The organism is Serratia sp. Je.1.23.a, assembly GCF_051129805.1.
Lineage (GTDB): Bacteria > Pseudomonadota > Gammaproteobacteria > Enterobacterales > Enterobacteriaceae > Serratia > Serratia liquefaciens.
Genome location: NZ_JBCPSR010000001.1, coordinates 223,033 through 246,152 on the forward strand (window position 1 = coordinate 223,033; position 23,120 = coordinate 246,152).

Below are 23,120 nucleotides of genomic sequence, written 5' to 3' on the forward strand. Positions count from 1 at the left end.
GGACTGTAATCGCGTTCACATTCATGAGGTCTTTATGTATCGCCTGGCGGCTTTTGATATGGATGGCACATTGTTGACACCGGATCACCGGGTCGGGCCGGAAACTCTGGCGGTGCTAAAGCAACTGGTTGAACGGGAGATGGTTGTCACCTTCGCTACCGGGCGTCACTACCTGGACGCGCAGCCGATCATGGCGCAACTGGGTCTGCAAGGCTATCTGATTACAGGCAACGGTACGCGGGTTTACGATCATCTGGGGCAACAACTTCACGCCACCGATTTGCCTGCTGACATAGCCGAAGAGGTGCTGCACACCCATTGGCATACGGTTGCCAGCATGCACGTCTTCCGAGACGAAGGCTGGATGACCGAGTTTGCGGTACCGGAAGAAATGTTGCGGGCTCATCATCTGAGCGGCTTCCGTTATCAGCTTACCGAAGTGCGTCGTTTACCGGCATTCGGCAACAGCAAGGTGTGCTTCGTTGGACCACATGTGGAACTGCTTAAGCTGCAGATTCAGCTACGGGAACAGTTTGGAACACGCGTTGATCTCTGTTTCTCTGCCTATGAATGCCTGGAGGTCTTGCCGTTGGGGTGTAACAAAGGCACCGCGCTGGATACGTTGAGCCGCCATCTGGGGCTGAAGATGGCGGACTGCATGGCGTTTGGCGATGCCATGAACGACAGGGAAATGCTGGCGACGGTAGGGCACGGCGTGGTGATGGGCAATGCCCTGCCGCAGCTGAAGTCTTCACTGCCACAACTACAGGTTATCGGCCATTGCGAACAGCAGGCGGTGGCTCACTATTTGCAACATTGGCTGCGTTCACCTTACCTCACCTATTCCCCCGAATTATGAGGCTTTATTAGCAGCCGGCCGGGTATGACTTACCCGGCTTTTTTTCGCCTGCCGGGTGCGATTACAAGTCTGCCAGTTGCGCCAGATACGGGGTCAGATCGCCGATATTGTTTCTCACCCATTCAGGGTTGTAGTAGGTATCCAGATAGCGCTCACCGCTGTCGCATAGCAGGGTGACGATAGAACCCTGTTCGCCATTTTCCCGCATCTGTTTCGCCAATTGCAGCGCGCCCCACACATTAGTGCCGGTGGAGGCGCCCACTTTACGGCCCAGTACCGTTTCCAGCCAATGAATGGTAGCAACGCTGGCCGCGTCCGGAACGCGCAGCATGCTGTCGACCACCGACGGGATAAACGAGGGTTCGGCGCGCGGGCGGCCAATACCTTCGATCCTGCTGCCGCAACTGCCGATCAAGGTGCGATCGCGCTGGTGGAAACAATCATAGAATACCGAGTTTTCCGGATCGACGACCGTCAAGCGGGTGTCGTGCCCCTGATAGCGAATATAGCGTCCCAGCGTTGCAGATGTACCGCCGGTGCCCGCGCTCATCACGATATGTTTAGGGACAGGGAAGGGTTCACGCGCCATCTGGCGGAAGATGCTGTCGGCGATATTGTTATTGCCGCGCCAGTCGGTGGCGCGTTCGGCGTAGGTGAACTGATCCATATAGTGGCCGTTCAGTTCTTGCGCCAACTGCTCGGAGACCGCGTAAATCTGTGCCGCGTGATCGACGAAATGGCAGCGGCCGCCGTAAAACGCAATTTGCTCAACCTTGCGGCGCGCCGTGCAGGAAGGCATCACGGCAATAAACGGCAGGCCAATCAGCCGGGCGAAGTAAGCTTCGGACACGGCGGTGCTACCTGAAGAGGCTTCGATAATCGTGGTGTTTTCGGTGATCCAGCCGTTGCACAGGCCGTACAGGAACAGCGAGCGCGCCAGCCGATGCTTCAGGCTGCCGGTCGGGTGAGTGCTTTCATCTTTCAGGTACAGGCAGATACCGGGAAATTCGGGCAGGTTCAGGCGGATCAGGTGCGTGTCGGCGGAGCGTTGGAAATCCGCTTCTATTTCACCGATAGCATATTTTACCCAAGAGTTTGTCATCGTCTGGCCTCAGAATAGGGGGCTTATTTGCTGCATAATATAGCCTGCCGCCGGGAAAAAAGGATTGCCATTTTTCCTGTTTAATCGCTTAATGAGAGAAAATTTTTCTCCTGGTTGACGATATGTTAGATAAAACAGACCGTAAGTTACTGTGCATGCTGCAACAGGACTGCACCCAGCCGCTGCAGGCGCTGGCCGATGCGGTCAATCTGACGTCGACGCCTTGCTGGAAAAGGCTGAAACGGCTGGAAGAGGAAGGCTATATCCGTGGGCGGGTCGCGCTGCTGGATAATGAAAAACTCGGGTTGGGCCTGACGGCATTTGTGCTGATCAAAACCCAGCAGCACAGCAGCGAGTGGTATCAGACGTTCGTGCAACTGACCCAGCAGATGCCGGAGGTGCTGGCATTTTACCGCATGGCGGGGGAGTACGATTACCTGATGCAGGTCGAAGTGGCAGATATGAAGAGCTACGACAGCTTTTACAAGCGTTTGGTGAACGGGGTACCTGGGCTGATCGACGTCACTTCCAGCTTCGCGATGGAAAAAATCAAATACACCACCGCCCTGCCGGTTCCTGAGTGAAAAGTTCACCAAATTGGCAAAGTAACGGTGGTATCCTACTCTGCTGAGGCAGATCGAGAGAAAAAACTATTACATCTACATCCTGGAATAAAACTGCGTGAGACTATTTACCCAAATCGGCTGGTACTTCCGCCGCGAGTGGCGCCGCTACCTGGGGGCAGTGGTGCTGTTGATCATCATTGCCATTCTGCAGCTGTTGCCACCCAAGCTGGTGGGGATCATTGTCGACGGTATTACCGAAAAACAGATGTCCAGCGGCGTGCTGATGGCATGGCTGGGGCTGATGCTCGGTACCGCCGTGGTGGTCTACCTGCTGCGCTACGTATGGCGAGTGTTGCTGTTTGGCGCGTCTTATCAGCTTGCCGTCGAACTGCGTGAAAATTTCTATCGCCAGCTTAGCCGCCAGAACCCGGCTTTCTATCTGCGCCACCGTACCGGCGATCTGATGGCACGCGCCACCAATGATGTCGATCGGGTCGTTTTCGCTGCCGGTGAAGGGGTGTTGACGCTGGTCGATTCGCTGGTAATGGGCTTGGCGGTGCTGGTGGTGATGAGCACCCAAATTAGCTGGCAGTTGACCCTGCTTTCGTTGATCCCTATGCCCATCATGGCGATCGTTATCAAGTATTACGGCGATCAGTTGCATCAGCGCTTTAAATCGGCGCAGGCGGCGTTCTCCAGCCTGAACGATCAGGCGCAGGAAAGCATGACCAGCATCCGCATGATTAAGGCGTTTGGTCTGGAGGATCACCAATCCAATCAATTTGCCGAAGTGGCCGCCCAAACCGGCGCCAAAAATATGCACGTAGCGCGGGTAGATGCGCGTTTTGACCCGACGATTTACATCGCTATCGGTACCGCCAATCTGTTGGCTATCGGCGGTGGCAGCTGGATGGTGGTCAATGGCTCCCTGACGCTTGGGCAACTGACCAGCTTCGTGATGTACCTCGGCCTGATGATTTGGCCGATGCTGGCGCTGGCCTGGATGTTCAACATTGTTGAACGCGGCAGTGCGGCATACGGCCGCATTCGCAGCCTGCTGGAGGAAGCGCCGGCAGTGACCGACGGTGAGCATCCATTGCCGGCGGGGCGTGGCAGCCTGGCCGTCGATATCCGATCCTTCCACTATCCTGGCAACCATCACCCGGCGTTGCACGATGTCACGTTGAAGCTGGAGCCGGGTCAGATGCTTGGCCTGTGTGGCCCGACCGGTGCCGGTAAGTCAACGTTACTGTCGTTGATCCAGCGCCAGTTTGATGTGGATGATGGTCAGATTAGCTATGAGGGATTGCCGCTGACCCAGGTGAAGCTCGACGACTGGCGCTCGCGACTGTCTGTGGTGAGTCAGACGCCATTCTTGTTCTCGGACAGCGTGGCCAACAATATTGCGCTGGGGAATCCGGGTGCGACGCAGGAACAGATTGAGCGTGCGGCCCAGTTGGCCAGCGTGCATGAAGACATTATGCGCCTGCCGCAAGGCTATGAAACTGAAGTGGGCGAGCGTGGCGTGATGCTGTCCGGTGGCCAGAAACAGCGTATTTCTATTGCCCGTGCATTGTTACTGGATGCAGAAATCTTGATCCTCGACGATGCGTTGTCGGCGGTAGATGGTCGAACCGAACACCAAATCCTGCACAATTTGCGCAGTTGGGGACAAAACCGGACGGTGATTATCAGCGCGCACCGGCTTTCGGCACTGACCGAAGCCAGCGAAATTCTGGTGATACAACACGGCGGCGTGGCTCAGCGTGGCGAACATGCGTCCCTGGCGGCCCAACCGGGCTGGTACCGCGATATGTACCGCTATCAGCAACTGGAAGCGGCGCTGGATGAGGCACCGGAAAGCGGCGAGGAGATACTGGCCAATGAATAAGATGCAAAAGCTGTGGCCGACGCTGAAACGGTTGCTGGCTTATGGATCGCCATACCGCAAACCTCTGGGGCTGGCGGTGTTGATGTTGTGGGTTGCGGCGGCAGCGGAAGTCGCCGGGCCGATCCTGATCAGTTATTTTATCGATAACTATGTGGCTAAGGGCCAGTTGCCGCTGATGATCGTCTGCGGGCTGGCGGCGGCCTATATTCTGCTGGAGCTGTTGGCGGCGGCGCTGCACTATTTTCAAGCGTTGTTGTTCAATCAGGCCGCGGTCGGGGTGGTTCAACGCCTGCGTACCGACGTGATGGACGCCGCGTTGCGTCAGCCGCTCAGCGCTTTTGATACGCAGCCGGTGGGGCAGTTGATCTCGCGAGTGACCAATGACACCGAGGTGATTAAAGATCTGTACGTCATGGTAGTGTCCACCGTATTGAAAAGCGCTGCGCTGATTGGCGCCATGCTGGTGGCGATGTTCAGCCTGGACTGGCGTATGGCGCTGGTGGCGATCTGCATCTTCCCGGCGGTGTTTGTGGTGATGGGCATTTACCAATACTACAGCATCCCGATTGTGCGCCGGGTGCGCAGCTATCTGGCAGACATCAACGACGGCTTTAACGAAGTGATCAACGGCATGGGCGTGATCCAGCAGTTCCGCCAACAGATCCGCTTTGGTGAACGCATGAGCGCCGCCAGCCGTTCGCACTACACCGCGCGTATGCAGACACTGCGGCTGGATGGTTTCCTGTTGCGTCCGCTGCTCAGCCTGTTTTCGGCGCTGGTGCTGTGTGGCCTGCTGATGTTGTTTGGCTTCAGCGGTGAGGGAAGCATTGGCGTGGGCGTGCTCTATGCCTTTATCAACTACCTCGGGCGTCTGAATGAGCCGTTGATCGAGCTGACGTCGCAGCAGTCGATTCTGCAGCAGGCGGTGGTGGCCGGCGAGCGTATTTTCGAACTGATGGATCGCCGTCAACAGAGCTATGGGACGGACGATCGCCCGCTCGAGAGTGGCCGCATTGATATTGAAGACCTGAGCTTTGCCTACCGCGATGACAAAAAGGTGCTGCAGCATATTTCGCTGTCGGTGCCGTCGCGGGACTTTGTGGCGTTGGTGGGGCATACCGGCAGCGGCAAGAGCACGCTGGCCAACCTGCTGATGGGGTATTACCCGGTCAATCAGGGCGAAGTCCGTCTCGATGGTCGTCCGCTGGCCAGCCTGTCGCACCGTACGTTGCGGCAGGGGGTGGCAATGGTGCAGCAGGATCCGGTGGTGATCGCCGAATCGGTGCTGGCCAACGTTACGCTGGGCCGTAACATCAGTGAAGAGATAGTGTGGCAGGCGCTGGAAACGGTGCAATTGGCTGAGCTGGTACGCAGCTTCCCACAGGGGATTCACACCCGGCTGGGCGAGCAGGGTAACAACCTGTCGGTGGGCCAGAAACAGCTATTGGCGATGGCCAGGGTATTGGTGCAGGCGCCGCAGATCCTGATCCTCGACGAAGCGACCGCCAATATCGATTCAGGCACTGAGCAAGCGATTCAGCGTGCACTGCGTTTGATTCGTGAACATACCACGCTGGTGGTGATCGCTCACCGATTGTCGACCATTGTCGATGCCGATTCAATTCTGGTTCTGCACCGGGGTCAGGCGGTCGAGCAGGGCAATCATCAGCAACTGTTGGCTCAGCAGGGGCGTTACTACCAGATGTACCAGCTGCAACTGGTGGGTGAAGAATTGGCCGCTGCCAATCGCGAAGAAACACAACCCGCATGATCTGGGGGCCGTTTTAACGGCCCCTTTCTTTTGTCGCCACGCACCACAAACAGGCACAAGTCCGTTTAAAATCCCTCTCGCTGCACTTTTTCGACGCGCTACGCACCAAATTAGTGCGCAATATTTAATCAGCCCATCAGTTGGTCGCGCGCTATTAGCCGCTCGTCGCATGCCAGATCCCCATCCTGCCGGTTAATTTGCTGAATCCGCGTACAAAACCATTTGTGGCATAGCCTTTGCTTTATAAGTCTCGTACCGGGGTGAGTTTGGGCTTAATTCGTGGAGGGGCAATATGAAGCTGGTGACCGTGGTGATTAAACCATTCAAGCTGGAGGACGTGCGTGAAGCCCTATCCTCTGTAGGCATTCAGGGGCTGACCGTAAGCGAAGTAAAAGGCTTTGGTCGCCAGAAGGGGCACGCTGAGCTCTATCGCGGAGCCGAATACAGCGTCAACTTTTTACCTAAAGTAAAAATCGACATCGCTATCGCCGACGATCAGTTGGATGAAGTGGTTGATGTGATTAGTAAAGCAGCGTACACCGGCAAAATCGGTGACGGCAAAATTTTCGTTGCCGAATTGCAACGTGTCATTCGCATTCGCACCGGCGAAACAGACGAAGCAGCACTGTAATCACAGGCTCAGTAAAGTAATGGGGATGGATTGATAATGAAAAAACTTTTATCCATGTTGGGCCTGAGTACGGTAACCATGGTTCCTTCTTTGGCCCTGGCCGCTCCGGCGGTCGCAGACAAGGCTGACAACGCCTTCATGATGATTTGCACCGCTTTGGTGCTGTTCATGACCTTGCCGGGTGTCGCTCTGTTTTACGGTGGTTTGCTGCGCTCCAAAAACGTGCTCTCCATGCTGACCCAGGTCACCGTCACCTTCGCATTGGTGTGTGTTCTGTGGGTGCTTTATGGCTACAGTCTGGCGTTCAGCGAAGGTAATGCCTTCTTCGGTGGTTTCCAGACAGCGATGCTGAAAGGCATTGGCATTGACAGCGTCACCGGGACCTTTAGCCAGATGATCCACGTAGCGTTCCAGTGTTCATTCGCTTGTATCACCGTCGCGCTGGTGGTGGGGGGCTTTGCCGAGCGTATCCGCTTCTCGGCGGTAGTGATTTTCGCCGCTATCTGGTTCACCATTTCCTACCTGCCGATTGCCCACATGGTGTGGGGCGGTGGCTTCCTGGCTGCTGATGGCGCGTTGGACTTTGCCGGCGGCACCGTGGTGCATATCAATGCGGCAAGTGCCGGCCTGGTGGGCGCTTATCTGCTCGGCAAGCGTGCTGGTTTCGGTAAGGAAGCTTTCAAACCGCATAACCTGCCGATGGTATTTACCGGCGCTTCTATCCTGTATATCGGCTGGTTCGGCTTTAACGCCGGTTCTGCCAGCGCGGCTAACGGCATTGCGGCCCTGGCTTTCCTGAACACCGTAGTGGCAACCGCAGGCGCTATTCTTTCCTGGACTTTTGCCGAGTGGATTGTGCGCGGTAAACCTTCTCTGCTGGGGGCCTGTTCCGGCTGTATCGCCGGGCTGGTTGCCATCACGCCAGCTGCGGGTACCGTAGGGGTTGGCGGGGCGTTGATTATCGGCCTGGTCGGTGGCATTGCTGGTCTGTGGGGCGTGGTCACGCTGAAGAAATGGCTGAAAGTGGACGATACCTGCGATGTGTTCGGTGTACATGGCGTATGCGGCATCGTCGGATGCTTGCTGACCGGCGTGTTCACCTCCGCCTCGCTGGGCGGAACCGGGTACGCAGAAGGCGTTACCATGGGGCATCAGGTGTGGATCCAACTGTTGAGCGTGGTGATCACGCTGGTATGGTCTGGAGTGGCCGCTTTCATTGCCTTCAAAGTGGCAGGTGCTATCGTCGGGCTGCGCGTACCGGAAGAGCAGGAGCGCGAAGGTCTGGACGTCAACAGTCATGGTGAGAGTGCCTACAACCAATAAGCCTTGAAGAAGGGCAGTGCGCTAAATAACTCGAAAAATAATGATGATGCAGAAAGGGCGATGGAGACATCGCCCTTTTTCTTTTTTAACGATATTCCCCCTTTTTAAGTAACGCACTGTTTTTATTGACCTTATATTAATTGCATTATCAAGTGCTTTTTCTATAATGGCCTTGGTTTGTACTGTTTGTTTTATTTATTTGTATTAATACGTATTAAGTGGGAGATAACGATGAAAGGAATAGTGAATTCTGTTTACGTAGGAAAAGTGGTTCCTTTCACTCGTCCTGACAGCTTTACCGGCATATTCAAAAAAGAGGTTAATCATCTGGTTTCAGTAGGTTATGAAGGCATTGAGGGTGATGAGATCGGCGACCTGAAGGTACATGGCGGACCGGAAAAGGCGGTACACGTTTATCCATTGGAACATTATAAAAAGTGGAAGGCAGAATTTCCCGACTGTCCCTTTTTCGAGAATGCCGGCGCATTTGGCGAGAATTTTAGCACTATCGGTTTGGATGAAAGTCAGGTCTTTGTCGGCGACATTTTTAGCATAGGGACGGCAGTAGTGGAGGTTTCACAAGGTCGATTACCCTGTTGGAAGTTAAATGACAGATTCGACATTCCCTATTTTTCGGAAATGCTACAAATTAACTACCGCACCGGTTGGTATTTCAGGGTGATTCAGCAGGGAAATGTCGGTTTGGGCGATGAAATTACCTTGATTAACAGGACCAATGATAAATGGAGTTTGCAGGAGATAATGAAAGTTATTTTTACTAAATCTCTTGATGAAGAAACCCTGACCAGTATGTTGGAATTACCCTTGGTTGCCTCTTGGCGGAAACTGTTTATGAAAAGATTGCTCACTGGGGCTGTTGAAGATTGGTCGCCAAGATTGCATGGAAAAAAGGATTAAAATGAAAGGGTACGTTGATTTTTTATCGCTGCTACGTACAAACCTATTCAAAATTGGGAAGCGGATGAGTGAAGCCAGTTTTTTTAACGTTCACTATATTTTTATTTTTATCCTGTGCAAGGCAAAGTCAATCGATTTGTCACGTTACCAGAAGAAGAACATCAAGGATTACAGCAGTTTCCAGGATTTTTTTTGCAGAGAGCTCAGCGAAGAAACAAAGAATAAAGTCAATTTATTGAATTCAACTGAGCTTTGTATGCCTTGTGATGGGCGTATGGGGGCCCATGGCGAGATAAAAGAGAATACGTTACTGCAAGCTAAGGGGGTTGAGTATTCCATCTTTAGGCTTTTTGGTTTTAATAATGAAATGACGCAGGGCTACAATGGCGGCCGTTTTGCGAATATATACCTGGCGCCGGAGGATTATCACAGGGTACATATGCCGTTCGACGGTTTCTTGATTAATACCATTTATTGTCCCGGAGATTTTAAATCGGTCAGGGAGAAGAATGTAAAAAATGATAAAGAATTATATGTGGGTAATGAACGGCTGATTTGTGAGTTTATGACGGAGCATGGCAGGATGTCCGTTATTTTTGTAGGCGCATTTATGGTGGGGGGGATAGTCACTGCTTGGGGAGGAAAGGTCAACTATAACCGGCTCTACACCCATGAGTCTTTTTATAATGATTGTTTGTTTTACAAGAAGGGCGAGGAGATAGGTTATTTCACTATGGGGTCAACAGTCATAGTTCTGTTTGATTCCTGCTGGGATCTCGATTTCAGTAGTGTAAATCAAGGGGATAGGGTTGAGTTTTCTGATGCTTTTGTCACCGTGATGAAAAAGTAAGCGTTAACTCTTCGCCGAACGATGAGGAAGTATTTTCATTTGAATAGGGAGTCAGAGCATGGCGAATACACATCACATGGGCAATCCCGCGTTATTGCCAGACGACCTGCCATGCCCGGTGGATGACGGTGCGGCCGATCATCTGGTCGGCATGCCGATGCCGGCCCTGCGTTTTCACTCAACGTTTGGTGAGAGGGTAGACTTGTCTATCTTGCCGGGGCGAACGGTTGTTTATGCCTATCCGAGGACCGGCGAGCCCCACGGCAATCTGCCGGCAGGTTGGGACGCTATCCCCGGAGCCCGTGGCTGCACAGCGCAAACTTTATCTTTTCAGGCCGAAAAGGAGGCGTTTACCACCTTCGGGATCAGGATCTTTGGGTTGAGCACGCAAACCACGGATTATCAGAGAGAGCTGTCTGACCGTCTCAGGCTGACTTTCCCCATCTTGAGCGATGCTGAATTTGCATTGGTCGACGCCTTGCGTTTACCCACGATGAACGTGGAAGGCATGCGGCTGATTAAGCGTTTAACGCTGATCATCAGGGATGGCACGATTGAACATGTGTTCTATCCCGTTTTCCCCGCGAACAGAGCGGCCGCTGAGGTCATCGGGTGGCTGAGAGACCATCCGGATTTGGCACCGGGAACCCTTGACTGAGCTGGGCCCGCCCATTTGTGAAGGCACAAAGCAAAAATGCCAGCCAACCTGACTGGCATTCCATTGAAAGGTTAATTGCTTAGGCTTCGCGCTGGCGGATGACGCCTTCCTGCACCGTAGTGGCAACCAGAACGCCGTCACGGGTATAAAATTGTCCGCGCACAAATCCACGGGCGCCGGAAGCGGAGGTGCTTTCGACCACGTACAACAGCCAGTCATCCATGCGGAAAGGGCGGTGGAACCACATTGAGTGGTCAATTGTCGCCACCTGCATGCCCGGCTCCAGGAAGCCTACGCCATGAGGCTGCAACGCCGTCGGCAGGAAGTTAAAATCTGACGCGTAACCCAGCAAATATTGGTGGATGCGCTGATCGTCCGGCATGGTGCCGTTGGCGCGGAACCAAACGTAGCGGTGCGGCTCTTCCACGCTGCCCTTCAGTGGGTTGTGGAATTTGACCGGGCGCATTTCGATCGGCTTCTGGCCGATAAACTTTTCACGCACTTTATCCGGCAGCATGTGCGACAACTTTTGGGCAATGTCCGATTCGGACATCAGTCCTTCCGGCGGCGGCACATCCGGCATGGTGTTCTGATGTTCAAACCCTTCTTCCGGGCTTTGGAAAGAGGCGGTCATATAGAAAATCGGCTTGCCATGTTGAATGGCGCTGACGCGACGGGCGCTAAAACTGTTACCGTCGCGCAGGATTTCCACGTCGTAGATAATCGGCTTGCTGCTGTCGCCTGGACGCAGAAAATAGCTGTGAAACGAGTGTACGCTCCGCTCTGCCGGAACCGTCTGTTTGGCGGCATAAAGTGCCTGACCAACCACCTGACCGCCAAATACCTGACGTAGCCCCAGATCTTCGCTTTGGCCGCGGAACAACCCTTCTTCGATTTTCTCCAGATCCAGCAGATCAAGGAGGTTTTGCAGTGCCTGGCTCATAAAGTTACTACCCTTATAATAATCATTTTGCTCAGTGTGCGGAATATCACGGTAAGACGTCAATATATTGCGTTATGGCACAGAGAAAATTGGCTGAATACTGAACGTTATTAGGGGGGTAAGTGATTAATAGGCAGTGTTAAATGGATTTTTCAGTGTTTTGTGCTAACTTTAATGAATGGGGTGGTGGAAGCCACCAACGTGTTGATAATAAAAAAGGAGACCGATCCATGAAACTCTGGCAAATCGTAGGTGGAGCTGCAGCATTAACCCTCACTCTGGCTGGTTGTGCCCAGAAGAGTGGCAATGTGCCTACTCCAACGGCGGGAAGCGCGGCGATTGCACAAACGCAGATTCAGGGCCCGGCGGTGACTGGTTCGGTTAACATTCGCCAGCGCATTGCGCTGCCGCCGGATGCGATACTGACCGTCACGCTCTCTGATGCTTCACTGGCGGACGCTCCGTCTAAAGTGATCGCCCAGCGTGCGGTACGCACCGACGGCAAGCAGGCGCCGTTTAATTTTGTATTGCCGTTCAACCCGGCTGATATTCAGCCTAATGCGCGTATTATCCTGAGCGCGGCAATCACGGTTAATGGGCAGCTGATCTTTATTACCGACACAATCCAGGAAGTGGTGAACCGTAACGGCACCCGTGCCGACCTGCTGCTGGTTCCGGTGCAAGGCATACCGGTTCAGGCAACGCCAACGGCGATGCCGTAATCCGGTAGTCCTGAAGCAGTAAGCTATCAACAGCCTTTGCGCTCCGGCCAAAGGCTGTTTTTTTATCACCAGCGCCAGCCGTAAACCAACAGATCCACCGTGCTGTGGGCGCCAAAAACGATCCCTTCCCCAAGCAATGCCTGACGTTGGCGTTGGAAGTCCTCGCCCTGCTGCGAAATCTGCCCGTGCCGGTTAATCACCCGATGCCAGGGCAGGCTGCTGCCTTCCGGTAGGCGACGCAATACGCCGCCCACCTGACGTGCCGCACGTGGTGAACCGGCCAGACGCGCTACCTCACCGTAGGTCGTCACTTTGCCATAAGGAATGGCGGCCACGATGTGAAACACCCGCTGGCTGAATGAGGCGTCTTCTGATTCCATTTCTGTGTTCCTGCTGCGGCGAAATCCCAAGATCAAAGTGTGCCACAGCCGAGGTGGGTAAGAAAACAGCGGTTGGCCCCGGTTGGCTTGCTATTTGGCTGGTCATCACCGATAATGCCCACCGCTTCGCAGTACCAGAAGCCGTCAATGGGGGCCCTGTTGGTTCTCCCGCAACACTAACTTGTGAACTCGGTCAGATCCGGAAGGAAGCAGCCGCAGCAGGTGACGTGTGTGCCGGGATGTAGCTGGCAGGGCCTCCACCAATTTCAGTAACTGATTGATTTATCAGTTATTAATTGAGATTTAGTGCATTGATTTCGTAGGTGTCACACTTTTTGTGTATCACTTAGGATGCTAACTATGTCTCACCTCGTTCTCTCCCGTCATGGCATTTGGTACTACCGCCGAATTTACCTGACAGCTCGAAAACGTCGGGAAACCCGCGTATCACTCCGCACCCGTTCAAAGCGTGAAGCTTTGGAACGCGTTCAGCTCTACCTTGCTTCCCGTCCTTTCCCCCTCAGCGAGGGCATCCCGGCACACATGTCACCTGCTGCGACTGCACCACAACAACTCCAACAACCCAAAATCAATCTCAAGAATGAGCTGCAAGCCTATATAGCATCAAAGAAAGATGCGGTGGGGGAGCGTGAGTTGCTCACCATAGAGCGCTGCGTTAACGCCTATCTGGCGACTACAGTACAACCATTCAGCAAACGGTGTGCGGCTGATTATGTGGATACGTTAGAAGGTTCAGCATCAACTAGAAACCGATATATCAAGAAAAACGCAGGGTTCTTCCGGTGGCTTAACATGCGAACGGATGATGAGATTAAAAATCCATTTGAGGGGATGAATGTTAAAGATTCGACCGCGCCAATGGATAGGCGACCTGCCTACACGGCGTATGACCTGAAACAGTTACACAGTGCAATTCAGGATATGGTTGAGTGGCGGCGGTGGATCATTCTCATCTGTCGCTACTCTGGTATGAGGCAAAACGAGGCTTGCCAACTCTACAAAAACGACGTAATGCAGGTTAACGGTACGTGGTGTTTCCGCATCGATGATCTGAACGAGGGGCAGAGTCTGAAAACATCCAGTTCGAGGCGTTTCGTTCCTATCAGTTCGAAGCTGTTGGAGGCGGGGTTGCTGGCCTATGTTGAAAAACAGGAGATTCGATTGTTCCCTAAACTGTCACCCCACCTTGGTCTTTTTTCACATCAATTTAGTAAGTGGTTTGGAAGCTTCCGTAAGCCTCATGGATTGCCGGAGTTTCATAGCCTAAGGCATTACGCGGCCTCTAGGTTGAAGGAGCAAGGTGTGGCGGAGCAGTTTGCCAGTCAGCTTCTTGGACATAGCAACGGGACGATTACTTATAACCGCTATGGGAAAAATGTTGATGTAGGCCAGTTGGTAGAGTTGGTCGAGATGTTGTGACTCCATCTGTTTTACCATCAACAGATGACGTAATTACTATTGCTATAGGTATAAATTAGTCATATTATTTTTTTTGACGAAAAATATAAATTTTCAGGTTGGCGTTTCTATGAAATTATCTGATGGGATTTTGGTGTTATTAATAACCGCATGTTTTTATACTTTTGGATATTCATTTTATTTAGGGTATTACCAAGAAAAAGGAATACCGCATGAATTTATAAATATCGACGTGGCTATTATGCTGAAGTTTGGTTTCTTTTCATGTTTGATTTTTAGCATGGTTAGTATGTTGATAGATTTTTTAGTTAGAAAAGAGGATGAAAAAACTATCCTTTATGAAAAGGTAAAAAGATTCCTTACTAAAAACTTAATCTTCATAATAACTATTTTTATTTTTTCAATTAACGCATTTGCACGTGGTGACTGGTTTTCAATTATTCCTGCTTATATGGTTTTATGGATTTATTTACGTCAGGATATTGCTATAAGTTTTGGAGGTAAAGGTACTGATTGGAGAAAATGGATACCTAGTTTTAAACTTAAAGAGATTAATAGTACAGGGACGAGTATATTGGCAGGGAAATTAAAGATTCACTGGTATTATTACTACTTTAGTTGGTTTTTGGCTCTTGCTTTTTTACTATATAATATTGGTGGCTTAGTGTCACATGCAACTCGTGTTACATTGGTTTGTAATAAAGGTTTTGATGTTTTAGAAGTGTATGCGGACGCAGTGCTTGTGACAAAAGATTATAAGTCATTTAAATTTATGGATAAGAGTGATTGTGACTTCAGTATTCCACCAAAAGAAAAGAAGTAGATGGGGAGTAAAAAGGGAAGTGCACATATCATGGTGTTACTAAAAATTTATTTTTAAGTGTTTATATACAGCAAGGATAATATATGGACTCTAATTTAATTTCTGGCCTTGTTGGTGCCGTTATAGGTGGATTGTTCACTTTAGGTGGTACTCTTATTGAGGGGCATAGGCATAAGAGACAACAACAATCTGCTGCACTTGAGAAAAGAAAGCATGTCCTTGTTGGAGTGAAGGCTGAAATTACAACTCTCTTTGAGGTATATAAGGCGAGAGCTTATAATAATATAGAGGCTTATCAAGGTGGTCAGCCTTTTTATATGATTTTTCCAATAACACAAAACAACTTTATATTTTACGAGCAGAATGCTCTTGCAATATCGTGTGTTTCAGAAGCTACGTTAAGAGAGACAGTTCGGTTCTACGGTAGTGCTAAAAGTCTAGTGGATTCATATAAAATGAATAATGACCTATTAAATAAAATAGAGCAGGTCGCAACCGAGGCATCTGAAAGCAGCAGTGAGGTTTACAAAGCAAGGTGTTCCGGTTTGATAGCTATGGGCACAGAGGTAGGTGAAGGGTTAAAGAAAATTCATACAGAAACAATGGAACGTTATGATACTTGTTTAAGTCTGATTGAGGATGAATTAAGGGAAATTGCTGAAAAAGAAAAGTAATAGTTATTCATCATCAAACGTCTTTGTATTAGGGCAGGAGCGACCAGCGCTAACCGTAGTCGTTTCTGTCCTTTGACTATTCTCATAGATGCAGATTTTTCCCCCTCCAGCGCTCTCCTGTTCTTCTGACAATATCAAGGTGATTGAAGCTGTGGCTGGGAGACTAAAGGCCAGTAGAATGGCGTATAGTGCGTTTTTCATGGCATTACCTTTGATATCTTGTCCTATTCAATAAAATGTAGTGTAAATCCCCAGGGATAGCTATAGCGGTGCTTAGCTCTAAAATTGAAGTGATAATTATTACCATTTATGATTTTGAAATATCACAAAAGAAAAGAGTTCAAGGGTAAAAAGAAAAATTTTTATAAATCAGTGTATATATACTGTATAGATGATCAATTTTTAACATAATGACTGTTTTGCGCACCTTTGTTACACATTGGATATTGCAGTTATAACCCCTAGCCACCCTCTGGCAGGGTGTAGGCACCAAATTAACTATTAAAAGTTAAAGTTAGAATGGTTTTAATCGATAGAAAACTCCCTCTTTTGATCCAACAATCTCACTGAACAAGTTAGTCATAACTCCCCACCCAAAACACGCACCTTGTTCCTTTCAGACGTTTCAGTCACAAAACACACCAACAGTCAGCATGACCATTCTACATGAGAATCCATATCAACTAGGCGGCTAACATGCCGTTCATGGATGAGAATGAATGTCATTCATTAATGCACCAAAATGAGGCTAAAAATTAACAATAAATCGAATCATTCAAAAGGAGATAATTCTGCTTGGTAGGTATTCCGACATCATATTTCATGGATACTGATTAGGTAAGGGAAAAAGTAACATGTGGGGTGAAAAGGGCAACATTTCATAGTGACAAACCGATAGTTAATATGTAGTAATTAAGGTGGAATTTAGAGTGTATTTAAGAGAAGTTTGAACATGATTTTTATAAAAACTATATCTAGGAGCTAAAGCTATGGGCGTAAAAGATGTTACCTCTGATTTCGAATGCATTGATAATCATAAAGTTTATGCTTTTTTAGAAGGGCTAAAAAAGAACTTGAATCTATACTCTACTCTATGGTCAGAGTATAAAGAAGATGTCACTTATTGGATTGAGTCTTTGGATAAAGATAATTTTTTAGGATTGAGTTTGGAATGTAAAGAAGACAAGTATTTCGTGGTATCTTTATTCAATTCTGTGAAAATAAGAGTGGATTTCATAAATAAATTGTCAAGTTATGCAATAGTGTTCCGCACCTATAAATATTTATCTGAGGATGAAGAGTATGACGAGCCATTTTACAAGTTACTCAGTGATGGTGAAGGCTACTGGATAGGATTTACATCTGACTTTAGAGACGACGAAAGTTCTATAAATCATTTTTTAAGTGTACTGTATAACGAAATTCCAAAATTTAAGATTTGACCCAAAAGAGGAGAGAGGGTCTCATTGTTAATTATATACATATGTAAAGGGGAGGTGATCCATTGTGACCACCCCCACATATTTACGGGGTGACTACCCATGTATGCATGGGGGTGACTATATGGGTGTGTAGGGGGTGACTACCCATGTAACCACTAATCTATTATTAATCTATTACTATTAATCTAATAATTATTATATATGGTCAGTATGACCATGATTTTTATGCCTGCGGCATGGACACTATTTACAAAGGTTATTTTTTTATTGGCTGATAGAGGGTTAATAGTAAATCAGCCATAAACATGGTCTTTGGATATTCTTTATGCCCGTCCCGGTCATGCTATCTATCGGCATGGCAATATTGGTATTGATGTGCTTACCATTGGCATCATGCCGATGTATTTTATTGTGCGCTGCACTACGACTATGTAACAGGTTCAGCAGGCTAGCGCTTAACAGCTCAACCAGCTAACCTTAACACTCATAAACAATAATTCATTACATTCATTATTGATTCGTGTTTGATGTGCTCATGTGCCGCAGGCATAAATATCAGTGCACAGTGTGCACTAAAACCTATGGTCGGTACGACCATAAAACAAGATATTTTATTTTAATAATTATAAATTAATAGTTATTAGTAATTAATTATAAGTTAGTATAAATAAGATCTAAGTTAGTCTTGTAGGACCATATGGTCATAAACAGTACTTGACCATTTGGTCATAAACCAGATAAATCGGTACTCTATACCTAGAATTAATGTGTCTCCGGCATAGCGACGCCAGCCAACTCCTCAGCTTTTGCGCGGCGGGTGATTATTAAACTGCGAGAGTATCCGTCAGCGCTTTTATATCGACCTGTACGCCTCTGTAAGCGTTTTTTACTGTATTAGGTAGGTCGATGTATATCAACGAACTAAGAATCGCCTACCGTGGCTTATAGGAGCTTTTAGAGATATCGATAATTCACATTGAAATTCTAATAAATAAAAAATATAATAAAATTGGTTAATTATTTATTATAATATATTGACATTGTCACTTATACATGATATATTAACTTTAGGTAACAAGTAAACTAACTTTTATATATAGCCTGCCGGGGTTTCACTTCGGTGGGTCTTTCTACATCCAAAACAGGAGGAGTATGACAAATCGCAGAAAATTTAAAACCGCTCAGGATGTCGCTAACGCTATTTACAATGGAAGCCAGAATCTGCGGCGTTTAATTAATAAATTATCTCCAACGAGCGCAACATCCCCCGAATACAAAAATCTAATCCGTCTCGGGATTGCGCTGTTTAGGGTACAAGAAAGCGCACGACGATTAGAAGCGTTGAAAAATGGAGAGGGTGAATGAGTCAGGGTTTCAATATTAATCTCACTACGGGGCAGATAGACGCATTAGAGGCCATGGCAGATATGTCCGGCATGACAACTGATCAATTCGTTACTTATGTATTAAAAAAAGAAATATCCATTTTTATTGAGTGGCATAAAAAACGATTTAACAATTCAACTATTGAGGACTAATGACAACTGAAAATATCTACGAAAATAACTTTACAATACCTTACCCATCCGACTACTTACCTACCCGCCGCGATATCTTCTTGGGTGTGCTTAAAGATAAAATCCTAACTGTTGATGAGATGTTATCGCGGATTCCAACATATCCAGAATATGCTCATTCAGCTGCCTATAGAGCGATTGAGATTTATCAGAGTCAGTAAGAAGAAAACATAAAAAGAGGAAGGCGACTATGGACATTAAATTGGACAAAGCGACATTTGAAACATTAAAGGCGGATGCGGATTCTAACGGGATCGCAATAGGTACTTATATCCGCCACACTTTAAAAGAATTAGCAAATAACCTACGTATGAGGGACAATGACCGAGAAGAAAAACCAAGAGAAAAATCACCAGCATCACAGTTTTAACAGCTATAACCCAATTTATGCGATAAGCCATTTTTATGTTGACGGAAAAAAAGAGGACTTTAACCTACGAGATAAATCCGTTTACTCCTATTTATTGCATTGGCAGGTATACGGAAGAGATAAAGCAGCGCACCCCAGCCTAAAACGGATGGTTGATGATTTAGGTGTATCTAAAGGAACTTTGGAAAAATCCATAACCAATCTGGAAAAACTCGGGTTACTCCAAAAAATAAAAAACCTCGGATACTCTAACAGTTACATTGTGCTTCCTATTGATGATGTTTTATCCCTGACTACGGGAAGCCCGTCAGAGAGCCAATGGAAAGGCACCCGCCACGAGGCGACTCATCGCGCTACGCCAAATCTAGCCGTTCAAGCAGCGCCCGAACCCACAGAAATCCCAGGGAGCAGTCCTATTGAACCTGATTATTTTTCTGGATGGGATGACGGGGATATAGCGTTTTGAGGGGGTATTATGCTTATGCTTTATCTAAATTTTTTAGCAGTAATGTATCTTTGCTTTTCAATCCACAATATCAAATTTAAAATTAAAAAATAATTGGAGGTGTTATTTCTATTGGGCTATTCGGTCATTCAAATTCGAGTCAACTGGAAGATTACGCAATTTTTAATAATGTTAAAAAGAAGCGCAGGGCGATAGGTAAAAAAAACAACAGGGAAACTGTTACTCGCAGGGAGCCTAAACCCCGCTATAAACTATCCCCGGTGCTATCAGAAGAAGAAAGAGAAATTATTGCATCCATGGATGGTGTTGTGTTCAAACCGCGCCCTCGGTTGATTGGTATTGACCACCTACAACACCTCGAAAAATGGGAGAGCATCGGTTTTTATTCAGAACTCGAGTACAACGGTTGGTTGCAAATGAACAGATTGCAAAATGAGATGTACGAAGGTTATTGCGTGGACGTTTTGCACCAGAAATCGGGGGGGGAGGTTGGCAATGAGTAACCATGAGCTATTATCCAATCTCGAAACCATGTTCAGTGTTTTGTTGAGGAAGAAACTGGTGAAAAACGGAATCGCTATCCTCAACGGGTTGGAGGAAATAATCCTAGAACTCGAATATCTATACAAAATTTATGATGCAAATGATAAACCGTTTGAGAAACGAATGATTAAACTCTTAACCTCGATAGGTGAGTTTAGGTCAGCGGTAAAGTTGGTCAGAAGGTTATCGATTGAGTATCCTCAGGATTTAACACTGACAGGCGCAGCATTAAAGAAATTAGAAAATAATTACAAAGCAATTTAAAGGGGAATTAAAATGGAGAACATTGAAAGCAGCACTAAACTATTTGCATTTAAAAATACTAAAACTACACCAGATAAAATAAATAATCTATTTCAAGCTAAACTGCAAAAGTTCCAAGCTATTTACCTGACGAACCTCCAGCAACAGATCTCTATATTGGTAGGAAGGACGGCAATCTACCCCGAGCAGGTAGAGGGAGTGGTTAACACATATTGTGAAGCTAACGCTATATTGCTTGAAATATACGAGGATTTCGAAAAACACCAAGACATTATCGCCCCATCATTCCTTTCTGTCTCTGTGATGAAATATATGGAAAGTGCTGGCGAATTGGTCGAGTCATTATCACGTAAATAATTGCAAGTCAATATGTTTAATTGACAAAAACAATGAAAACTGTTAAAATAATATTAGAGGGGATAAATAATTTACCCTCTCGCGTTAAATAACGCCGCTGATGTTCTGACCAGTTCTGGGCGAGTGTTAAAACGTATAGTGTTGAATTTGTTACTGACGGATTTATCACTGAAAAATGAGTAAGACACCGTTATGTAGCGTAGGCGCTGCGCTCCGGGTGGAATATTGGCATTGACCACCCAACCTAATTCAAGCTTGTTTGTCTGATGACACATTCCAGATAGAGAGCACCTAGATTAGGGATTTTAGATAGAAGCCTGACAACTCGCTATTTATTATTCCCTTCCTAAATCAATAAACTCTCCTTGTTGATGCTTTTAGTTAATATATGCCCCCACGAGGGGGCTATATTTTTATTTGTATCCGCGAAACTTAATGAAAGTCACATTTAAAGTAAGAGTTAACAATGAGAAAATATATATAAATCAATAAATAAAAGTTAAAAGTGACTTTGAAAGTTATTCAAAAAGGATATGAAAAATGAAATCAATCGAAATTAAAAAGGCGAAAGATAATCGAATTGCAGTGACCCTGTTAGTCGATGATGTCGAACTCGCTAACGAATTATATCTAAAAGCAAAAGCTGAGAATATCGAAGCCTCTATGTCTGAGGATGTAGTAAAAATGCTGAATAAAGAAACCGAAGACAATTTTATGTCATCATTAAACAAAAAACTTAAAATTAAATAATCATCAGGGAGAACTATGACACTATTTTATAATAATACATCTGACCTATGTAAGGCCGATGTGATTTCATACGCAGCAGATAGCCTTCTGGCTGATATTAAGGTTGAATTGAATGTTCCAGCAACTCGCGATTTCCTCGCAGGCTCTATTCTGGACAAATCAACAGGTGCATTCGCTACCACTTCCAGTACATCAGCAAATATCATTGTCGTACTCGAGAAGGTGTTTTCTGGACAGGAGTTTGTTTGTGCTGCTCGTCCCTTCGGCGTGGTGCTAATTGATGCCGCGATGATCGCTGGAGCTACCGAAGACCTTAACGCCCTGAAAGCCGTGCTCTCTGCACAAGGTTTCTCGTTCGCTACCTGCGGCGTATACACATCGTAATATCCACCAACTATAATAATAAAGGAAAAAATTTATGAGTATTCTTAATCCTCAAAACGGCTACGTCTACGATTTATCAAGTGACATTTACAACGCAGTTCCAAAAGAGAACTTTGTCATTTCAAGTTTGAACCTGTTTACCCAGGAAAACCACGCAGTCAACCGTGTTGCAATTCAACGTCTAGTTTCAGACCAAACGCAAATGCTTCTTGAGAATAAACGTTCTGTGCATCCCGATTTTAATGCTGTGCGTCGTCCGTTTGGCGCGGCATATCTTTATGATATGAAGTATTTCTCCGCTATTAACAGCGTGGAGAGTCACGACGTTGAGCAATATGTCAGCCGCAAGTCTATGGCACGTCAGCAGGCGATTGGTGAGGTATTGAGTGACCTCGCAATTGAACAGGTGAAGGCATACGACCGTACCAAAGAAAAGTATCTCCAAGAAGCTATTCTCGGTGGAATGGCATACTCTGATTATGCAGACCAAGGCGACTTAAACTTTTATACCGAATTCGGTCAGAGCAAAACCACTACAACTCTTGATATTTCTGATACAGCGAATATCCCAGCACAACTTGATAATGTGTGGCGTGTAATCCGCCGGGCATCTTTGGAACAGGCAGGCAATCTACAATCTGTTGTGGTGCTATGTACTGGGGATATGGCGAACGCGCTACGTTATCACCCATCAATTACGCAGGCCATGCTTTATGTCTTGGGAAGCAACGACCCAAGCAACTTCTACACCCAATTTGCTGAGGCCCTACCGGGGTATACCACATGGAAATTCAAGGGGTTCTCATTTGTTGATGTCACTGGTGATGCAGCGTTAGAGGCTTATATCGGTGAGAATGGTGCGGTATTCATCCCGAAATTCGCTGAGTCCGCTGGAGTATATACGTTGCATACAGGTGTTGGTGTCAAGCACGCGACTCTGGGGCAAGAACTGGGTGAGACCCATCAATATGTCACGCAGGATGATAAGTGGGCATTCCCAACGGTTGCTTTTGAATCTTCAGTGTTGCCACTGGTGCAACTGCCGCAGGCTATTGTCTTCGCTACCGCAGCATAATTTATTGATGAAAGAATTGTCACGCGGTGACTTTCATAAAATGAAACCTGCGGAGCAGGAAAATAAGGGGCGTAACTGCTCCTTTCTTTTTAATGACTTTCGTTATATTTATCGATAGGGGTAATTATCATTATGAGATTTGTAATAGAAAAAAGTAATCACATTAAATTCATGAATCTGAGTTTAGATGAAGCATTAAATAAAAAGATTGTTAACTTGAATGCATTGTGCCGGGCTTTTGGGATAGCTCGTAGTACCGTTATTTCTCGGATGGAGCAAGGCATGGATTTGGCAACAGCCTTAACTATTGAAGACCAACGAGTGAAATAATAGGAGAATAA

28 protein-coding genes and 1 other RNA gene are annotated in these 23,120 nt (G+C 47.4%); 26 read left to right on the forward strand and 3 right to left on the reverse strand.

What is annotated here, in order from left to right; all coding sequences use genetic code 11:
• Positions 1-34 precede the first annotated feature (34 nt).
• Positions 35-859 (forward strand): HMP-PP phosphatase, encoded by an 825-nt coding sequence (cof, locus tag AAZT04_RS01075; RefSeq protein WP_115059842.1) that lies wholly within the window; start codon positions 35-37, stop codon positions 857-859.
• 61 nt (positions 860-920) lie between these two features.
• Here the strand turns inward: cof and AAZT04_RS01080 are convergent, their stop codons facing one another.
• Positions 921-1,961 (reverse strand): PLP-dependent cysteine synthase family protein, encoded by a 1,041-nt coding sequence (locus AAZT04_RS01080; RefSeq protein WP_020825500.1) that lies wholly within the window; start codon positions 1,959-1,961, stop codon positions 921-923.
• Positions 1,962-2,083: 122 nt separating this feature from the next.
• Between AAZT04_RS01080 and AAZT04_RS01085 the strand changes: the two genes are divergently transcribed.
• From AAZT04_RS01085 to AAZT04_RS01120, 8 genes are all read left to right on the forward strand, one after another.
• Complete coding sequence (locus AAZT04_RS01085) at positions 2,084-2,545, forward strand: Lrp/AsnC family transcriptional regulator (protein ID WP_044548705.1); 462 nt, start codon at positions 2,084-2,086, stop codon at positions 2,543-2,545.
• A gap of 97 nt (positions 2,546-2,642) precedes the next feature.
• A complete protein-coding gene (locus tag AAZT04_RS01090; protein WP_048759595.1) occupies positions 2,643-4,418 on the forward strand; it encodes a SmdA family multidrug ABC transporter permease/ATP-binding protein in 1,776 nt (591 codons plus the stop codon).
• Positions 4,411-6,189, forward strand: coding sequence for a SmdB family multidrug efflux ABC transporter permease/ATP-binding protein (locus AAZT04_RS01095; protein WP_048759593.1), 1,779 nt, complete (start codon positions 4,411-4,413; stop codon positions 6,187-6,189). Before AAZT04_RS01090 ends, AAZT04_RS01095 begins: the two co-directional genes overlap by 8 nt.
• A 292-nt stretch (positions 6,190-6,481) precedes the next feature.
• Complete coding sequence (gene glnK / locus AAZT04_RS01100; RefSeq protein ID WP_012005549.1) at positions 6,482-6,820, forward strand: P-II family nitrogen regulator; 339 nt, start codon at positions 6,482-6,484, stop codon at positions 6,818-6,820.
• 36 nt (positions 6,821-6,856) lie between these two features.
• Positions 6,857-8,143 carry an ammonium transporter AmtB gene (amtB, locus tag AAZT04_RS01105; RefSeq protein WP_020825504.1) on the forward strand — a complete coding sequence of 429 codons (1,287 nt, stop codon included), beginning with the start codon at positions 6,857-6,859 and terminating at the stop codon, positions 8,141-8,143.
• 231 nt (positions 8,144-8,374) lie between these two features.
• Positions 8,375-9,061, forward strand: a complete 687-nt coding sequence (locus tag AAZT04_RS01110; protein WP_020825505.1) for an MOSC domain-containing protein — start codon at positions 8,375-8,377, stop codon at positions 9,059-9,061.
• Between the two features lie 64 nt (positions 9,062-9,125).
• Positions 9,126-9,911, forward strand: coding sequence for an archaetidylserine decarboxylase (gene asd / locus AAZT04_RS01115; RefSeq protein WP_161800659.1), 786 nt, complete (start codon positions 9,126-9,128; stop codon positions 9,909-9,911).
• Between the two features lie 58 nt (positions 9,912-9,969).
• Entirely contained in the window at positions 9,970-10,569 is a 600-nt protein-coding gene (locus AAZT04_RS01120) for a peroxiredoxin (RefSeq protein ID WP_242507318.1), read from the forward strand.
• Between the two features lie 79 nt (positions 10,570-10,648).
• Here AAZT04_RS01120 and tesB read toward each other — a convergent pair whose 3' ends face one another.
• Positions 10,649-11,512 (reverse strand): acyl-CoA thioesterase II, encoded by an 864-nt coding sequence (gene tesB, locus AAZT04_RS01125; RefSeq protein ID WP_020825508.1) that lies wholly within the window; start codon positions 11,510-11,512, stop codon positions 10,649-10,651.
• Positions 11,513-11,742: 230 nt separating this feature from the next.
• On the opposite strand from tesB, the gene AAZT04_RS01130 reads away from it, so the two are divergent.
• The gene (locus AAZT04_RS01130; protein WP_020825509.1) at positions 11,743-12,234 is read left to right on the forward strand and encodes a YbaY family lipoprotein; all 492 of its coding nucleotides are present in this window, start codon (positions 11,743-11,745) and stop codon (positions 12,232-12,234) included.
• Between the two features lie 65 nt (positions 12,235-12,299).
• Here the strand turns inward: AAZT04_RS01130 and AAZT04_RS01135 are convergent, their stop codons facing one another.
• A complete protein-coding gene (locus AAZT04_RS01135) occupies positions 12,300-12,614 on the reverse strand; it encodes an MGMT family protein (RefSeq protein ID WP_020825510.1) in 315 nt (104 codons plus the stop codon).
• 157 nt (positions 12,615-12,771) lie between these two features.
• Here AAZT04_RS01135 and ffs point away from each other — a divergent pair.
• The 16 genes from ffs to AAZT04_RS01215 all read left to right on the forward strand — a co-directional run bounded on the left by ffs (position 12,772) and on the right by AAZT04_RS01215 (position 23,109).
• Positions 12,772-12,868: signal recognition particle sRNA small type (gene ffs, locus AAZT04_RS01140), an RNA gene on the forward strand.
• A 106-nt stretch (positions 12,869-12,974) separates the two neighbouring features.
• Positions 12,975-14,054 carry a tyrosine-type recombinase/integrase gene (locus tag AAZT04_RS01145; protein ID WP_434678712.1) on the forward strand — a complete coding sequence of 360 codons (1,080 nt, stop codon included), beginning with the start codon at positions 12,975-12,977 and terminating at the stop codon, positions 14,052-14,054.
• Between the two features lie 109 nt (positions 14,055-14,163).
• Positions 14,164-14,877: a hypothetical protein gene (locus AAZT04_RS01150; RefSeq protein ID WP_434678714.1), complete on the forward strand. Its 714-nt coding sequence runs from the start codon at positions 14,164-14,166 to the stop codon at positions 14,875-14,877.
• Positions 14,878-14,960: 83 nt separating this feature from the next.
• Positions 14,961-15,551: a hypothetical protein gene (locus AAZT04_RS01155; protein ID WP_434678716.1), complete on the forward strand. Its 591-nt coding sequence runs from the start codon at positions 14,961-14,963 to the stop codon at positions 15,549-15,551.
• A gap of 989 nt (positions 15,552-16,540) precedes the next feature.
• Positions 16,541-16,993 (forward strand): hypothetical protein, encoded by a 453-nt coding sequence (locus AAZT04_RS01160; protein ID WP_434678718.1) that lies wholly within the window; start codon positions 16,541-16,543, stop codon positions 16,991-16,993.
• Between the two features lie 1,152 nt (positions 16,994-18,145).
• A complete protein-coding gene (locus AAZT04_RS01165; RefSeq protein WP_434678720.1) occupies positions 18,146-18,358 on the forward strand; it encodes a hypothetical protein in 213 nt (70 codons plus the stop codon).
• The gene (locus AAZT04_RS01170) at positions 18,355-18,531 is read left to right on the forward strand and encodes a hypothetical protein (RefSeq protein ID WP_434678722.1); all 177 of its coding nucleotides are present in this window, start codon (positions 18,355-18,357) and stop codon (positions 18,529-18,531) included. The genes AAZT04_RS01165 and AAZT04_RS01170 overlap by 4 nt, the downstream gene beginning before the upstream one ends.
• The gene (locus tag AAZT04_RS01175; RefSeq protein ID WP_434678724.1) at positions 18,531-18,731 is read left to right on the forward strand and encodes a hypothetical protein; all 201 of its coding nucleotides are present in this window, start codon (positions 18,531-18,533) and stop codon (positions 18,729-18,731) included. The genes AAZT04_RS01170 and AAZT04_RS01175 overlap by 1 nt, the downstream gene beginning before the upstream one ends.
• A gap of 29 nt (positions 18,732-18,760) precedes the next feature.
• Positions 18,761-18,940: a hypothetical protein gene (locus AAZT04_RS01180; protein WP_434678726.1), complete on the forward strand. Its 180-nt coding sequence runs from the start codon at positions 18,761-18,763 to the stop codon at positions 18,938-18,940.
• Positions 18,891-19,406 (forward strand): helix-turn-helix domain-containing protein, encoded by a 516-nt coding sequence (locus tag AAZT04_RS01185; protein WP_434678728.1) that lies wholly within the window; start codon positions 18,891-18,893, stop codon positions 19,404-19,406. The genes AAZT04_RS01180 and AAZT04_RS01185 overlap by 50 nt, the downstream gene beginning before the upstream one ends.
• Before the next feature lie 495 nt (positions 19,407-19,901).
• Positions 19,902-20,213, forward strand: a complete 312-nt coding sequence (locus tag AAZT04_RS01190; RefSeq protein ID WP_434678730.1) for a hypothetical protein — start codon at positions 19,902-19,904, stop codon at positions 20,211-20,213.
• Positions 20,214-20,225: 12 nt separating this feature from the next.
• A complete protein-coding gene (locus AAZT04_RS01195) occupies positions 20,226-20,570 on the forward strand; it encodes a hypothetical protein (RefSeq protein WP_434678732.1) in 345 nt (114 codons plus the stop codon).
• Positions 20,571-21,110: 540 nt separating this feature from the next.
• Positions 21,111-21,320: a hypothetical protein gene (locus tag AAZT04_RS01200; RefSeq protein WP_434678734.1), complete on the forward strand. Its 210-nt coding sequence runs from the start codon at positions 21,111-21,113 to the stop codon at positions 21,318-21,320.
• Between the two features lie 15 nt (positions 21,321-21,335).
• Entirely contained in the window at positions 21,336-21,704 is a 369-nt protein-coding gene (locus AAZT04_RS01205) for a hypothetical protein (protein WP_434678736.1), read from the forward strand.
• Positions 21,705-21,738: 34 nt separating this feature from the next.
• On the forward strand, positions 21,739-22,779 hold the full coding sequence (locus AAZT04_RS01210) for a major capsid protein (protein ID WP_434678738.1): 1,041 nt from the start codon (positions 21,739-21,741) through the stop codon (positions 22,777-22,779).
• A 132-nt stretch (positions 22,780-22,911) separates the two neighbouring features.
• Positions 22,912-23,109, forward strand: a complete 198-nt coding sequence (locus AAZT04_RS01215; RefSeq protein WP_434678740.1) for a hypothetical protein — start codon at positions 22,912-22,914, stop codon at positions 23,107-23,109.
• The last annotated feature ends 11 nt before the right edge of the window (positions 23,110-23,120 follow it).